The sequence below is a fragment of the Sphingomonas sp. genome (assembly GCF_964263785.1).
In the GTDB taxonomy this organism is placed as follows: domain Bacteria; phylum Pseudomonadota; class Alphaproteobacteria; order Sphingomonadales; family Sphingomonadaceae; genus Sphingomonas.
The window spans coordinates 1-14977 of sequence record NZ_CAXVWL010000091.1 but is presented as its reverse complement, the minus strand read 5'-3'; the positions used below and the strand labels follow the sequence as shown (position 1 = coordinate 14977).

Sequence of the window (14977 nt, the reverse complement as noted above, 5' to 3'; positions counted from 1 at the left end):
ACTTGACCGACGAGACCCTGCTCGCCGACCCGTCCCCGATCTCGACCATCTCGATCGTCGACGAGATGAAGTCGAGCTATCTCGACTATGCCATGTCGGTCATCGTCTCGCGCGCGCTGCCCGACGTGCGCGACGGCCTGAAGCCCGTCCACCGCCGCATCCTCTATTCGGCGTCGGAGAGCGGCTTCGTCGCCGGTCGCCCGTACCGCAAGTCCGCGCGCATCGTCGGCGACGTGATGGGTAAGTACCACCCGCACGGCGACAGCGCGATCTACGACGCGCTGGCCCGCATGGCGCAGGACTGGTCGATGCGCGTGCCGCTGATCGACGGCCAGGGCAATTTCGGATCAATGGACCCCGATCCGCCCGCCGCGATGCGCTACACCGAGGCGCGCCTCGCCAAGGTCGCCAACAGCCTGCTCGACGATCTCGACAAGGACACCGTCGACTTCGTCCCCAATTACGACGGCTCCGAGCGCGAGCCATCGGTGCTGCCCGCGCAATTCCCCAACCTGCTCGTCAACGGCGCCGGCGGCATCGCGGTCGGCATGGCGACCAACATCCCGCCGCACAACCTCGGCGAGGTCGTCAACGCGTGCCTCGCCTATATGGACAATGGCGCGATCACGGTCGCCGAGCTGTTCGAGATCGTTCCCGGCCCCGATTTTCCCAACGGCGGCATCATCCTCGGCCGCGCCGGCGCGCGCTCCGCCTACGAGACCGGGCGCGGATCGATCATCGTCCGCTCGCGCCACGTCGTAGAAACCGCACGCGGCGACAAGCAGTCGATCATCCTCACCGAAATCCCGTACCAGCAGGGCAAGAACGCGCTGGTCGAACGCATCGCCGAAGCCGCCAAGGACAAGCGGATCGAGGGCATCTCCGACATCCGCGACGAATCGAACCGCCAGGGCGTCCGCATCGTCATCGAGCTGAAGCGCGACGCCACGGTAGAGGTCGTCCTCAACCAATTGTGGCGCCACACCCCCGCGCAATCGAGCTTCCCGGCCAACATGCTCGCGATCCGCGGCGGCCGGCCCGAGCTGCTCAACCTGCGCGACATCATCCAGGCATTCGTCCAGTTCCGCGAGATCGTCATTACCCGGCGGTCGAAGTTCGAACTCGCCAAGGCACGCGAGCGCGCCCACATCCTGCTCGGGCTGGTCATCGCGGTCACCAACCTGGACGAGGTCGTCCGCATCATCCGCGGCTCGTCCAGCCCCGCCGAGGCGCGCGCCAAGCTCAGCGCGCGCGAATGGCCGATCGCCGAGATCGCATCCTACATCCGCCTGGTCGAGGCGGTCGAGGCCGAGGTCACCGGCGACACCTATCGCCTGTCCGAGATCCAGGTCCGCGCGATCCTCGACCTGCGCCTCCACCGCCTCACCGCGCTCGGCCGCGACGAGATCGGCGACGAGCTGAAGGCACTGGCCGATTCGATCGCCGAGCTGCTCGAAATCCTCGCCAACCGCGCCAAGCTGTACGAGATCATGCGCGGCGAACTCATCGCGGTCCGCGACGCCTTCGCCACCCCGCGCCGCTCCGAAATCCAGGCTGCCGCCGAGGGTATCGACGACGAGGATCTGATCGAGCGCGAGGACATGGTCGTCACTGTCACGGTCCAGGGCTATATCAAGCGGACGCCCCTCGACGCCTTCCGCGCGCAGCGCCGCGGCGGCAAGGGCCGCTCCGGCATGGCAACCAAGGACGAGGACGCGGTCACCAGCCTGTTCGTCACCTCGACGCACACACCGGTGCTGTTCTTCTCGACCACCGGCAAGGTGTACCGGATGAAGGTCTGGCGCCTGCCCGAGGGCGGCCCCGCCACCCGCGGCCGGCCGATGGTCAACCTCCTGCCGCTGGGGCCCGGCGAGACGATCTCCACCGTCCTGCCGTTGCCCGAGGACGAGGCGCGCTGGGGGGACCTCCACGTCATGTTCGCCACTGCCAACGGCACCGTGCGGCGCAACAGCATGGATGCCTTCGCCAATATCCCGCGCGCCGGCAAGATCGCGATGCGCTTCGCCACCGAGGAAGGCGACGACGACGCCAACGACCGCCTCATCGGCGTCGCGTTGCTGACCGAATCCGACGACGTCCTGCTCGCCACCCGCGCCGGCAAGGCGATCCGCTTCGCCGCCACCGACGTCCGCGAATTCCAGAGCCGCACCTCCACCGGCGTCCGCGGCATCAACCTGGCCAAGGACGACGCGGTCATCTCGCTGTCGATCCTCGGCGGCTTCGCGACCACCACCGAGGAGCGCGAAGCCTACCTGCGCGCCGCCCCTTGGAAGGAAGGCGAACGCGACGTCACGCTCTCGCCGACACGCATGGCCGAATTCGAGACGGCGGAGGAATTCATCCTCACCGTCACCGCCAACGGCTATGGCAAGCGCACCTCCGCGTTCGAATACCGCCGCACCAACCGCGGCGGGCAGGGGATCACCAACATCGTCTCCTCCGATCGCAACGGCGCGGTGCTGGCCAGCTTCGCCGCGCATTCGGGGCAGCAGGTGATGCTGGTCACCGATCAGGCCAAGCTGATCCGCATGTCGGTCGGCGACACCCGCGTCACCGGGCGCAACACGCAAGGCGTCAAGCTGTTCGACGTCGCCGATAACGAGCACGTCGTCTCCGCCGCCCGCGTCGACGAGGACGAGACGCCGGAGAACGATGCCGAGGCGATGATCGCCGACGACCTCGGCGCCCCCGCCGCAGCGGAGGACCAGCTGACGCTCGACGACGGCACCGGCCCGCGGACGATGGACGAGCGCGTCGACGAGACGCCCGAGGACGACGAAGAATGAGCGAGACGACCGCCTACCCAAATACCGCCTACAAGGTGCTGACCGCCGATCAGATGGCGGCGCTCGAACGCGACGGCACCTTCGCGGGTGCGCCGGTCGACCTGGCGGACGGCTACATCCATCTGTCCACCGCCGCGCAGCTGACCGAGACCGTCGACAAGCACTTCGCCGGGCAAAGCGACCTCCACCTCGTCGCGGTCGACCTCGGCGCGTTCGGCGACTCGCTCAAATGGGAAGAGTCGCGCGGCGGCCAGCTGTTCCCGCACCTCTACGGTCCGCTGCTGCTGGAAACGGCGATCGCCTACGGCCCGCTGGAGCGCGATGCGGACGGCAAGGTGAAGCTGCCGGTCGCGGGCTGAAACCTAACCGCGCATCACCCGTTACTCAGGCCATGACCCACACGCCCCCCATCCCCGCCGGCAACCAGTCGCCCTACCCCCTCCACGAACCGCCGCACGCGAAGCACGACGCCCCGCCCCCCGGCGACCCCCACGTCGCGCGCAAGCCCGAACCGGCGACGGTATCGGTCCCGACGGTGATCGGCATCGCCGCCGGCATCGGCCTGGCCGCGATCGCGGGCGGCCTGTTCTACGCGTTCGGCACCAGCGCCAAGCCCAAACCGCGCAAGAAGCGCAAAGCGGCGAAACAGGAGGCCTGACTGTGCTATACCTCCCCGGAACGGGGAGGGGGACCGCGCGCGAAGCGCGTGGTGGTGGGGCAGCCCCAAGCAGTGCAGCCTGCGGAACTGCCCCTCCACCATGCTGCGCATGGTCCCCCTCCCCGTTCCAAGGAGGTATCGAGAGTCAAACAAACAAATCCACCACCTCGATCCCCTCCCCCACCGCCGCCAGCAACAACGTCCGGTGGCAATGGCAAGGGTCCCGCTCGTAACACACCAGCGCGCTCGGCATCTCCGCCGCCAGCGCCAGCATCTTCGCCGCCGCCACCTGTGCCTCGGGCAGCTCCAGTTGCGCGTCATACACCGCGCGCAAGGTCGCCAAATCCCCCTTCTTCGCCGCATCACGCCCCGGCTTGGGCGTCCCCAGCGCCTTCAAATGCACATAGTCGATCCCGGCTTCTTTCAACGCGCCCGCGAGCGGCGTCTTCGAAAACCCCGGCCGCCGCGACAGCGGCAACGCCCGTACGTCGATGACACGCTCAACGCCCGCCGTTGTCAGCGCCGCGACGAAATCGGCGCTGGTCGCGCCTTCATAGCCGATCGTGTAGACTTTCATCCTTCGTCACCCCGGGCTTGACCCGGGGTCCCGCTTCTTCTTCCAGGCGCTGAATGACGAGAAGCGGGGCCCCGGCTCAAGCCTGTCCCGAGCGACGCCGCGAGCGGCGCCGAAGGGGCCGGGGCGACGAGGTGTCGAGACCGGCTGGACAACGCCTCAATCCCAACGCTCGATCGCATCACCCGTCACCGCCACCCAATCATGCTTCCGCCCCTCATACACCGAAAAAACAGGCGGCGGAAAACCCGGGTCCGCGAACGCGCCGACCGCAACAGCGGTAAAGCCCGGCATCCCCTCGCTGGCATAGGCGACCGTCGCGCCACACTCGGGGCAGAAGCGGAAGGTGGCGAGCATCCCGCTGTCCCCCGCCCGCGACGCCCATTCCCTGAACGCCCCGGTCACCCGAACCCGCTCGTCCGGCCAGCGCGCCTGCACCGCGAACGCGCTCCCGCTGCGCTTCTGGCACTCCAGGCAATGGCACACCGATACGCGGACGGGCTCGCCCGTGCACGTGACCCGCAATTGGCCGCACCGGCAGGTCGCTGTTCGAACGGTCATCCCGCAGCGTAGAGCGCGGAGGTCCGTCGCGGCAAGCCGGAACGCCTGTTTTCCTCCCCGGCACGGGGAGGGGGACCATGCCGCAGGCAAGGTGGAGGGGAGTGAGCAGGTCGGATCGCCTCCCAGGCGATTCTTGAACGTGCGGGGCACGTTCAACCTGCTCACTTCCACAGGCTGCACTGCTTGGGGCTGCCCCTCCACCATTCGCGTGAAGAACGCGAACGGTCCCCCTCCCCGTACCGGGAGGAACAAGGCAGGCGTTGCCACCCGCCTCGCTTCCCGCCATGCCTGCCCGCAAGGGAGATCGCGCGAAAATGACCGGCAAGCTGTTCTACGGAGACAACCTCGACGTCCTGCGCCGCAAGATCGCCAGCGCCAGCGTCGACCTCTGCTACATCGACCCGCCGTTCAATTCGAAGCGCAACTATTTCCAGATCTACAACAACCAGGGCGGCGAGGACCGGGCGCAGGCGCAGGCGTTCGTCGACACCTGGGAATGGGGCGACGAGGCGGAGAGCGGCCTCGCCTACATCCTCGATATCGAACGGCTGAGCGGCGACGTATCGGGGGTGCGCTGGACCGAACAGACCGTGGAGCTGATCCGCGGGCTGTCGAAGGTGCTGAAACACGGCAGCCTGCTCGCCTATCTCGTCCACATGACGCTCAGAATCGTCGAAATTCACCGCGTCCTCAAACCGACCGGCAGCTTCTACCTCCACTGCGATCAGACCGCCTCGCATTACCTGAAACTCGTACTTGACGCGGTATTTTGCGGACAGGGCGGCGATTTTCGCAATCAACTTATCTGGCAGCGAACCGCAGCTAAAGGCGACGCCAAGAACAAGTTTGGTGCCGTACATGACGTAATTTTCTACTATACGAAGTCTCAACTTGCTCAGATGAAGTCGATTTATGCAGGTAAGGATGCAGCTTACCTAGGTCGTTTCACGTTGGATGACGGAGATGGCAAGGGTAAATACAGACTTGCGCCACTCGACAGTCCTAATCCACGCCCCAATCTGACTTACGAGTATAAGGGCTATCCACCACCTGATAAAGGTTGGAGGGTCAATCGTGAATTAATGGAGCAGCTGGACTCAGAAGGTCGTCTGGCGTTCCCAAGAACAATGTCCGGTCGGATTGCTCGAAAGCATTATCTGGCGGAGCAGGACGGCAGGAAACTGGCGGATGTTTGGGTCGATTTGCCACCCTTGCAAGCAGCGAGCGCCGAACGCCTCGGCTACCCCACCCAAAAACCCGAAGCCCTCCTCGAACGCATCATCAAGGCCTCCTCGAACGAAGGCGATACCATCCTCGACGCCTATTGCGGCTGCGGCACCACCGTCGCGGTCGCACAGCGGCTGAACCGCAACTGGATCGGCATCGACATCACCTATCAGTCGATCTCGCTGATCCTCAAACGGCTGGAGGACAAATATCCCGCCGACTGGCCCGCGATCGAGGCGGGCATCCTCCTCGACGGCGTCCCCCGCGACCTTGCCTCCGCGGTCGCGCTGGCGAACCGCAAGGACGACAAGACCCGGAAAGAGTTCGAGAAATGGGCGGTCCTCACCTATTCGCGCAACCAGGCGCGGATCAACGAAAAGAAGGGCGCCGACGCCGGGATCGACGGCATCGCCTATTTCCTGATCGACAAGGACACGAATGGAAAGGCGATCTTCCAGGTCAAATCGGGTGGGTCGAACCGCGCGACACTGGCCACGCTCAACAGCGACCGGCTGCGCGAGAAGGCCGACTTCGGCTTCCTGATAACGATGGACCTGCCGACCAAGGCGATGCGCGACGAGATCGCCGCCGCGGGCAAGTACAAGCACCCAATGCTCAACCGCGAGGACGACCGGCTGCAGGTGATCACCATCGCCGAAATCCTCCGCGGCGACCGCCTCGACCTGCCGATGGCCCGCGCCGACGCGGTGAAATCCGCGGCGGCCCACGCGGCCGACGACCGCCAGATCGGGCTGATTTGAATGGTGTCTTCAAATCCTCCCCCATCGGGGGAGGGGGACCGCCGCCGAAGGCGGTGGTGGAGGGGGCCTTCCGCGGGCGAGGCGCTTGCGACCAGCCCCCCTCCACCAGCCTGCGGCTGGTCCCCCTCCCCCTCCGGGGGAGGATTTGAGAACCTATCCGATTCAACTTGAAGGGTTCGCGACCGAAGGACTGTCCTACAACCGACCCATATGACATAGGCGGCAATCAATCGCCCGTCGCAGCCGACACACCGCGCAACTGTGTACCAAGTGTGAGTAACGAAATTGCCGAATGGCCGTTACCTTCGTGACCTTCCGAGCGAATCACGGGCTCACGACATCCACATCATCGGCGCAGGCCTCGCCGGCTCCGAAGCCGCCTGGCAACTCGCCGAAGCCGGTTACAAGGTCCGCCTCTCCGAAATGCGCGGCAGCGGTGAAGCAACCCCCGCCCACCACACCACCGACTGCGCCGAACTCGTCTGCTCGAACAGCTTCCGCTCCGACGACGGCGACAGCAACGCGGTCGGCCTGCTCCACCAGGAAATGCGCGCGCTAAGTTCGCTGATCCTGGCGCAGGGCGACATTCACCGCGTCCCCGCAGGCTCCGCGCTCGCGGTTGACCGCGACGGCTTCTCGGCCGCCGTGACGGCAAGGATAGAAGCACACCCGAACATCGCCCTCGTCCGCGAGCGCGTCGACACGCTCCCCGACGGCCACGCGATCATCGCCACCGGCCCCCTCACCGCCCCCGCACTCGCGGCCGGGATCGGCGAAGCCACCGGCGCCGACGCGCTCGCCTTCTTCGACGCCATCGCCCCAATCGTCCACCACGACAGCATCGACATGGACATCTGCTGGCGCGCCTCACGCTGGGACAAAGGGGAAGCGGACTACATCAACTGCCCGATGACCAAGGACGAGTATGCCGTCTTTCACCAGGCGCTGATCGACGGCGAGAAGACCGAATATCGCGAGTGGGAGAACGTCCCCTATTTCGACGGCTGCATGCCCGTCGAGGTGATGGCCGAACGCGGCTTCGACACCCTGCGCTACGGCCCGATGAAGCCCGTCGGCCTCGACAACCCGAAGACAGGCCGCTGGCCCCACGCCGTCGTCCAGCTCCGCCAGGACAATGCGACCGCCACGCTGTGGAACATCGTCGGCTTCCAGACCAAGCTGAAGCACGCCGAACAGGTCCGCATCTTCCGCACCATTCCGGGCCTCCGGAACGCCGAATTCGCGCGTCTGGGCGGGCTCCACCGCAACACCTTCATCCGCTCGCCCGAGCTGCTCGACCCGACGCTGCGGCTCAAATCGAAGCCCACCATCCGCTTCGCCGGCCAGATTACGGGGTGCGAAGGCTATGTCGAGAGCGCCGCCATCGGCCTGCTCGCAGGTAGGTTCGCCGCCGCCGAGCTGTCCGGTCAGACCCTCGCCCCACCCCCGGTCGAAACCGCGCTCGGCGCCTTGCTGACTCACATCACCGGCGCCGCGATAGCTGACACCTACCAGCCGATGAACGTCAACTTCGGCCTCTTCCCACCCATCGCGGGCCGCACCAAGAAGGCCGACCGCAAGAAGATGTACACCGACCGCGCCCGCGCCGCTCTGGCGGGATGGCTAGATCCAGACCCCGTTCGTGCTGAGCGAAGTCGAAGCACATAGCGCCGGGCGATGCCCTTCGACTTCACTCAGGGCGGACGGGAAATCAGCGATCTACTCGACCGCTTCGCTCTAACTCTCCGCCTCGACCGGCGGGCACTTCACCACCGCCTTGGTCTTGCGCACGACCGCGGTGGTCGCGAACTCGCCCGCCGACATCGCCCCCGATTTGTCGCGGTCCGCGGTGGCGAACTTGCCCAGCGTCTTGGCCGACCATTCGTCGAACGACAGCTTGCCATCGTGATCCACGTCGAGCTTGGCGTAAGCCTTGCGCCGCGACACCAGGTATTCGTCGCGCGTGATCTTGCCGTCGCGGTCCTTGTCGTACCGCCCGAAGCGCTTCTCCTCACGCGTCTTCGCCGACGCCTCCGGCATCGTCGCCGGCAGCGCCTCGCCGTCCTGCCCGACCTGCGCCAGTGCCGTGGAGGCGGCCGGCAGCACGGTGTCGGTCCGTGCCCGCGCGCCGAACAGCAGCATCCCCGCCCCAGCCAGCATCAGCGCCGCCACCGCCCCCACCAGATACCGCCACATCGCCGTCTCCCCATTTGCCCGAGCCAAGGCTAACGCGTCGATGGCGGCACCGCTAGAGCCCCGTCGCCCGGTGCCACAAGAGCCGCGCGACCCGTGCGGGCGACCCCGGCGTCCCCGGCCGCGCCAGCAGCACGAGCGCACCCAGCGCCCGAGCCCGCACCGGCCACCGCCCCCGCATCGCCCGCGCCAGTCGCGGCGCGGCCAGCGCACGCGCCGTCGCGGCACCGCCAGGATCGCCAAGGTTCGCCGCCAGGTCCGCCAGCGCCCACCCTGCCCCGGCCTCCTCCAGCCCCGCTCGCACGACCCCCAGCACCGCGCCCGCCGCGCCGAACAGTCCGCCGCCGCGCGCCTCCGCGAAACGCTCCATCGCCGCGGTATCGAGCGGCTCGTCGAGCAACGCCTCCCACCCATCCACCATCGCCGCCAGCGTCTTGCCCGAGACATGCGGCAGCACATGCACGGCGAGCGCCTGCAAGACCGGATTGGCAGGCGACGGCCGCTCGTCGAGCGCGCCCAGCGCCTCATACCACCATGTCAACCGCATCTGCCCGACCATCGGCTCACGCGTCGTCCTCAGGATCGCGGCAAGTGCGTCGTCGAGCGCCAGCAGCGCGGCCATGCCGGCGCGCGCATCGGCGGGGGCATAGCTGAGCGCCAACGCCCGTTCCGGATCGGCCCTACTCACCACCGCCGCTTGTTTCCCTCGGGACATTGTCGAAATCTTAACCTTGGCTGTGCGACGAGCTCGCACATCGGGGATTACGCCATGTCCATCAAGACCTTCCTCGAGGCTCGCCTCACCCGCCTCGTGGCAAGGCTAGGTCGTGACCGGCGCGGGGCGGCTCTGATCGAATTCGCCTTCGTCGCCGGACCGCTGATTGCCTTGATCATGGCCGCTCTGCAAACCAGTCTCGTCTTCTTCGCACAGCAGAATTTGGAGACGACCGCCGAAAAGTCGGTTCGCCAGTTGCTCACCGGTGCCGCCCAATCGAGCAGCATGACCAAGGCGCAGTTCAAATCGCTTGCGTGTTCCAAGCTGCCCGCCTTCATGGATTGCGCCAATCTCATCGTCGACGTTCAGGTTGCCTCCAACTTCTCGTCTGCGAATACCGGCGTGCCGACGCTTACCTATGACGCCAGCGGCAATATCACGAACAACTGGACATACCAGCCCGGCGTGCCCGGCCAGATCACGGTCGCGCGGATCATGTACGTATGGAACGTGAGCAAGGGGCCGCTCGGCTTCGACCTGACGACAATGTCCACGGGAAAGCGGCTGCTCATCTCCACGTCGGTGTTCAAGACGGAGCCCTACGGGTCATGACAGGACCGACTGCCCAGATTGCGACGGACCGCCGCGGAACGGCCTTGATCGAATTCGCCTGCGTGTTGCCCTTTCTGGTCCTGCTGTTCGTCGGAGGGTTTCAATTGATGGATGCCATTTCCGCGTATCGCAAAGTCGGTAGCACCGTGCGTACGCTCGCCGACCTGACGACGCAGAACACCGTCATCACCGACGCGCAGGCCGATGAAATTCTCAACGCTTCGCGACAGGTGATGGCACCCTATTCGCCATCGAGCGCAGTGCTGAGGATAAGCCAAATCCAGGTCGACGCGTTCAATCGAGCGACCGTCAGCTGGAGTCGGGCACTTAACGGCGCCGAGTACGCCGATGGCACCGCGGTCACCCTTCCGGCGGGACTGCGGCAGCCCGGCAAATACTATATCTTCAGCGAGATCACCTACACCTATGTCCCCCGCATCGCACCGACTTTCATCGGCACGATCCCGCTGACGCAAACCCTCTACATGTCGCCGCGCAGCTCGGCATTCGTTGCTTATAATTGATGCAATCTTCCACGAGGTTTTCGGTCATGGTGTCGCCCCTTCATCGTTTTGCCCCTCTAGGGCAGCGCCTTCGAAGCGATCGGCGCGGCAACGTGCTGATGATCTTTGGCTTCGCGTTGCTGCCGATCACGTTCGCGACGGGCATGACCATCGACTACGCGCGCGCGGCGCGTACGCAGACACGGCTGAACGCGGTGACGGACGCAGCGGCACTGGCAGGTGTGACGCCGCAGATGCTGTCCAAAACCCGGCTTGAGTCGGCCCAGGCTGTTGCTAACATGTGGTACGCCCAAGCCGGTGTCACCCAATGTTCCGGCGCTACGGTGAACCGAGTCATCTTCAATCCATGCGCCGCTTCAGGCTTCGGATTGTCGGATAACGGTACGACTTTTACGGGATATGATGGAACGATCAGGGTGACGGTCACCGACAACAACGCAGTCGGACTGAGCCGCGTCGTCAACATCAGCTATGATGCGCGGTCGGAGAACATCTTCGGCAACCTGCTTGCACAATCGTCCATTGCGATCGGCGGTACGTCGACAACCAACGCCAAGACGGCGCCGAACATCGACTTCTTCGTCATGCTGGACACGTCAGGGTCCATGGCGTTCCCGTCGACGTCCGCCGGCATCACGCTGTTGCGCAGCAAGACCGGTGGTTGCGCCTTCGCGTGCCACTCGACCAACGATGCCACCGCTCGTGACGCCAGCAACAATCTGCGCGATTACTACGGCGTGGCGACCTCCTTCGGCATCCCGTTGCGCGTAGACGAGGCGAAGACAGCGGTATCCAACATGATGACTCTCGCGAGAACGACGGCGAACAACAACAACGCGACGTACCAAGCAGCCCTATACTCGTTTGCGGCAGCGGACGCGCGTGCCAACAACGTATTCAGGAAACTGCAAGACTTGACGCCCACACTGTCGCTTGTCGGAACGGCTGCCAACAGCGCTTCAACGTCGCTTTATTACAGCAACGGCAAGCCGACCAAGGATTACACCAACGACGATACGGACACAGCGACGAGTGATGCGTTCACGCGTATCAACGCCATCATGCCCAATCCTGGTAACGGCACCAAGGCCGCCGGCGACCCGCCACAAAAGATCTTGTTCGTGATAACCGACGGCATGCGAGACGAAAGCCGTCCCGGCAGCAAACCCGAAGTGGCGATCGACACCGCCTTGTGCCAGACGGTGAAATCGCGCGGGATTCGCATCGCCATTCTCTATACCGAGTACCTCACCGACGCGGTGACCGGCGATGACTGGTCGATCCAAGCCTCAAGAGGAAACATTCTCAACCGTATACCGTTAATCGAGCCTGCACTGACGTCATGCGCGTCGCCGGGGCTGATGTACAAGGTCACCACCGATGGTGACATCTCGGCAGCGCTCAACAAGCTCTTTCTGGCGTCGGTCTCCAACGCGCATATCATACAATGATGTGCATCGCCTCGCTCACCAGCGAGGCGATGCAATCTCAGCGATAGCAGACCTTCTTCACCGCCCCGACCACCTTGGCGGCGTCGATCAGCGCCAACTTCTCGAGATTGGCTGCATAAGGTAGCGGCACATCCTCGTTGGCGACGCGCAGGACCGGCGCGTCGAGGTCGTCGAAGCCGTGCTCCATCACAATCGCGACGATCTCCGACGCGATGCCGCAGGTTGCCCAGCCCTCCTCGACCACGACCATGCGGTTGGTCTTCTTGAGTGACGCGAGCACCGTCCTAGTGTCGAGCGGACGCAGCGTACGCAGATCGATCACCTCGACGTCGATTCCCTCGCTTGCCAATTGCTCGGCGGCTTCCAGCGATACGCCGACGCCGATCGAATAGGTGACGATCGTCACGTCCTTGCCGGGCCTGACGACCCGCGCCTTGCCGATCGGCAGCACCCAATCGTCGATCTTCGGCACATCGAAGCTGCGTCCGTACATCAGCTCGTTCTCGAGGAACACGACCGGGTCGTCGCTGCGGATCGCGGCCTTGAGCAGCCCCTTGGCGTCCGCCGCGTCATATGGCGCGATCACGATCAGCCCGGGAACTGACGCATACCACGGTCCGTAATTCTGCGAATGCTGCGCGCCGACCCGCGACGCCGCGCCATTGGGGCCGCGGAATACCATCGGGCAGCGCATCTGGCCGCCCGACATGTAGTTCGTCTTGGCGGCCGAATTGACGATGTGGTCGATCGCCTGCATCGCGAAGTTGAAGGTCATGAATTCGACGATCGGTTTGAGGCCCCCCATCGCCGCGCCCGTGCCGACTCCCGCAAAGCCGTATTCGGTAATCGGCGTGTCGATCACCCTGCGCTCGCCGAACTCGTCGAGCAGCCCCTGCGTCACCTTGTACGCGCCCTGATATTGCGCGACCTCCTCGCCCATTACGAACACGCGGTCGTCGGCACGCATCTCCTCCGCCATTGCGTCGCGCAAGGCTTCGCGAACGGTGGTCTTGACCATCTCCGTGCCCGCGGGGACCTCCGGGTCGGCGGCGCCCTCGTGTTCGGCGGCATCGAACAGCTGACGCGCGCCCGTCTCGACCTGATGGGGTACGTTGCTCTCGGGCTGCGGCGGCGCCTTGTCTGCGGGCTGCTCCTCTTTCGGCTGAGCGTTGGCGTCCTCGCCCGACCGCGGCTCCGCGGGCAGCGAGTCGGCGCTCTCGCCCTCTTCGACCAGCGTCGCGATCACCGCGCCGACCTTTACATTATCCGTGCCCTCGGCGATCAGGATCTTGCCGATCGTTCCCTCGTCGACGGCCTCGAACTCCATGGTCGCCTTGTCGGTTTCGATCTCGGCCATGATGTCGCCCGACTTGACCGCATCGCCCTCCTTGACCAGCCACTTGGCGAGCGTGCCTTCTTCCATCGTCGGCGACAGCGCGGGCATCTTGATCTCGATCGCCATCAGTAACGCTCCACCAGCACGTCGGTATACAGTTCGGCCGCTTCCGGCTCGGGCGTCTGCTCGGCAAAGTCGGCCGCCTCGTTCACCTGCTTGCGGATCGCCTGCTCGACCGACTTGAACTCGTCCGCGGACACGCCTTGCTCCTCCAGCAATTTCTTGACGTGCTCGATCGGGTCGGACTTGTCGCGCACCGCCTGCACCTCGTCGCGGCTGCGGTATTTGGCCGGATCGCTCATCGAGTGACCCCGGTAGCGATAGGTCTTCATCTCAAGGATCACCGGCCCCTTGCCCGCGCGCACCCAGTCGAGCGCGGTCTCGGCAGCGCCGCGACAGGCGAGCACGTCCATGCCGTCGACTTGGATGCCCGGAATGCGAAAGCTTTCGCCGCGGCGGTACAGCTGGTCCTCGGCGCTGGCGCGATTGACGCTCGTGCCCATCGCATATTGGTTGTTCTCGATGACGAAGATGATGGGGAGCTTCCACAGCTCGGCCATGTTGAAGCTCTCGTAAACCTGACCCTGGTTCGCGGCGCCGTCGCCGAAATAGGCCAGGCACACGCCGCCGTCGCCCGTGTACTTGTGGCCGAACGCGAGCCCGGTGCCGAGCGACACCTGCGCCCCGACGATGCCGTGCCCGCCGTAGAATTTGTGCTCGGTCGAGAACATGTGCATCGACCCGCCCTTGCCCTTCGAGATGCCCGCGGCGCGCCCGGTCAGCTCCGCCATGATCAGCTTGGGGTCGATGCCATAGGCGAGCATATGGCCGTGGTCGCGGTACCCGGTGATCACCGAATCCTTGTCGTTGTCCAGCGCCGACTGGAGCCCGACCGCGACCGCTTCCTGCCCGATATACAGGTGGCAGAAGCCGCCGATGAACCCCAGCCCGTACAGCTGCCCGGCCTTCTCCTCGAACCGGCGAATCAGCAGCATTTGCTTGTAGAAGTCGAGCAGCTGATCCTTGGTGGCCGCGAACGGCTGCGGTTCGGCAGGGCGTTCGCGATTGGGCAGGTTGGGAAGATAGGGGGGGGGCTCGCTTGACGCGGGCGCGGGGGCTTTTGCCACGTGTGGGAACCTCGTATCCGGGGAGGGGGCTGCCCGTGTGTATAGTCCCGGTCGCGCGCAAACTTCAATCGCCCCGCGAGTCAGCAACGGCGCGGTTGCCCTGCCCGCACGCCGCAGCCTAAGGCGGGCGCCCTATGGCGACCCACCCGTTCCGCATTCCGAACTTTCGCGCCTATTGGCTGTCGCGGCTGGCCGGAACGATCGCGGTCAGTGCGCAGGGGATCGTCATCGGCTGGCAAGTCTATGGTCTTGCCCGCGAGACGATGGACATTCGCGAGGCGGCGTTCCTCCTGGGCATGATCGGTGCGGCGCAGTTCGTGCCCTTGTTCCTGTTGACACCGATCGTCGGCCTGGTTGCCGACAGCGTCGAT

General features: G+C 65.3%; 14 protein-coding genes and 1 pseudogene. 9 read left to right on the top strand and 6 right to left on the bottom strand.

Annotated features, from left to right (window positions below):
* Window positions 1-2 precede the first annotated feature (2 nt).
* From gyrA to ACE5C1_RS12230, 3 genes are read left to right on the top strand one after another with little or no spacing between them, the layout of a single operon-like run.
* On the top strand, window positions 3-2807 hold the full coding sequence (gene gyrA, locus ACE5C1_RS12240) for a DNA gyrase subunit A (RefSeq protein ID WP_374944357.1): 2805 nt from the start codon (window positions 3-5) through the stop codon (window positions 2805-2807).
* Window positions 2804-3166, top strand: coding sequence for a DUF952 domain-containing protein (locus tag ACE5C1_RS12235; RefSeq protein WP_374944356.1), 363 nt, complete (start codon window positions 2804-2806; stop codon window positions 3164-3166). The genes gyrA and ACE5C1_RS12235 overlap by 4 nt, the downstream gene beginning before the upstream one ends.
* A gap of 32 nt (window positions 3167-3198) precedes the next feature.
* Window positions 3199-3465: a hypothetical protein gene (locus ACE5C1_RS12230; RefSeq protein ID WP_374944355.1), complete on the top strand. Its 267-nt coding sequence runs from the start codon at window positions 3199-3201 to the stop codon at window positions 3463-3465.
* A 145-nt stretch (window positions 3466-3610) separates the two neighbouring features.
* Here ACE5C1_RS12230 and ACE5C1_RS12225 read toward each other — a convergent pair whose 3' ends face one another.
* Together ACE5C1_RS12225 and ACE5C1_RS12220 are read right to left on the bottom strand one after the other, a co-directional pair.
* Window positions 3611-4042 carry a DUF488 family protein gene (locus ACE5C1_RS12225; RefSeq protein ID WP_374944354.1) on the bottom strand — a complete coding sequence of 144 codons (432 nt, stop codon included), beginning with the start codon at window positions 4040-4042 and terminating at the stop codon, window positions 3611-3613.
* Window positions 4043-4198: 156 nt separating this feature from the next.
* A complete protein-coding gene (locus tag ACE5C1_RS12220; protein ID WP_374944353.1) occupies window positions 4199-4600 on the bottom strand; it encodes a GFA family protein in 402 nt (133 codons plus the stop codon).
* A gap of 314 nt (window positions 4601-4914) precedes the next feature.
* Here ACE5C1_RS12220 and ACE5C1_RS12215 point away from each other — a divergent pair, with 314 nt between their 5' ends.
* Window positions 4915-6588 carry a DNA methyltransferase gene (locus ACE5C1_RS12215; RefSeq protein ID WP_374944352.1) on the top strand — a complete coding sequence of 558 codons (1674 nt, stop codon included), beginning with the start codon at window positions 4915-4917 and terminating at the stop codon, window positions 6586-6588.
* Window positions 6589-6873: 285 nt separating this feature from the next.
* The gene (gene trmFO / locus ACE5C1_RS12210; protein WP_374944351.1) at window positions 6874-8256 is read left to right on the top strand and encodes a methylenetetrahydrofolate--tRNA-(uracil(54)-C(5))-methyltransferase (FADH(2)-oxidizing) TrmFO; all 1383 of its coding nucleotides are present in this window, start codon (window positions 6874-6876) and stop codon (window positions 8254-8256) included.
* Window positions 8257-8325: 69 nt separating this feature from the next.
* Here the strand turns inward: trmFO and ACE5C1_RS12205 are convergent, their stop codons facing one another.
* Window positions 8326-8784, bottom strand: a complete 459-nt coding sequence (locus tag ACE5C1_RS12205; protein ID WP_374944350.1) for an EF-hand domain-containing protein — start codon at window positions 8782-8784, stop codon at window positions 8326-8328.
* 52 nt (window positions 8785-8836) lie between these two features.
* Window positions 8837-9472, bottom strand: a complete 636-nt coding sequence (locus ACE5C1_RS12200) for a squalene/phytoene synthase family protein (protein ID WP_374944349.1) — start codon at window positions 9470-9472, stop codon at window positions 8837-8839.
* A 78-nt stretch (window positions 9473-9550) separates the two neighbouring features.
* On the opposite strand from ACE5C1_RS12200, the gene ACE5C1_RS12195 reads away from it, so the two are divergent.
* The 3 genes from ACE5C1_RS12195 to ACE5C1_RS12185 all read left to right on the top strand — a co-directional run bounded on the left by ACE5C1_RS12195 (window position 9551) and on the right by ACE5C1_RS12185 (window position 12083).
* The gene (locus ACE5C1_RS12195) at window positions 9551-10108 is read left to right on the top strand and encodes a TadE/TadG family type IV pilus assembly protein (RefSeq protein ID WP_374944348.1); all 558 of its coding nucleotides are present in this window, start codon (window positions 9551-9553) and stop codon (window positions 10106-10108) included.
* Between the two features lie 44 nt (window positions 10109-10152).
* Entirely contained in the window at window positions 10153-10632 is a 480-nt protein-coding gene (locus ACE5C1_RS12190) for a TadE/TadG family type IV pilus assembly protein (RefSeq protein WP_374944347.1), read from the top strand.
* A gap of 98 nt (window positions 10633-10730) precedes the next feature.
* Window positions 10731-12083 (top strand): pilus assembly protein TadG-related protein, encoded by a 1353-nt coding sequence (locus ACE5C1_RS12185; RefSeq protein ID WP_374944386.1) that lies wholly within the window; start codon window positions 10731-10733, stop codon window positions 12081-12083.
* Between the two features lie 37 nt (window positions 12084-12120).
* Here the strand turns inward: ACE5C1_RS12185 and ACE5C1_RS12180 are convergent, their stop codons facing one another.
* Together ACE5C1_RS12180 and pdhA are read right to left on the bottom strand one after the other, a co-directional pair.
* Entirely contained in the window at window positions 12121-13545 is a 1425-nt protein-coding gene (locus ACE5C1_RS12180; protein ID WP_374944346.1) for a pyruvate dehydrogenase complex E1 component subunit beta, read from the bottom strand.
* Window positions 13545-14606, bottom strand: a complete 1062-nt coding sequence (gene pdhA / locus ACE5C1_RS12175) for a pyruvate dehydrogenase (acetyl-transferring) E1 component subunit alpha (protein ID WP_374944345.1) — start codon at window positions 14604-14606, stop codon at window positions 13545-13547. Before pdhA ends, ACE5C1_RS12180 begins: the two co-directional genes overlap by 1 nt.
* Window positions 14607-14740: 134 nt before the next feature.
* Here pdhA and ACE5C1_RS12170 point away from each other — a divergent pair.
* Window positions 14741-14977, top strand: a pseudogene (locus ACE5C1_RS12170) (MFS transporter); the annotation flags it as partial.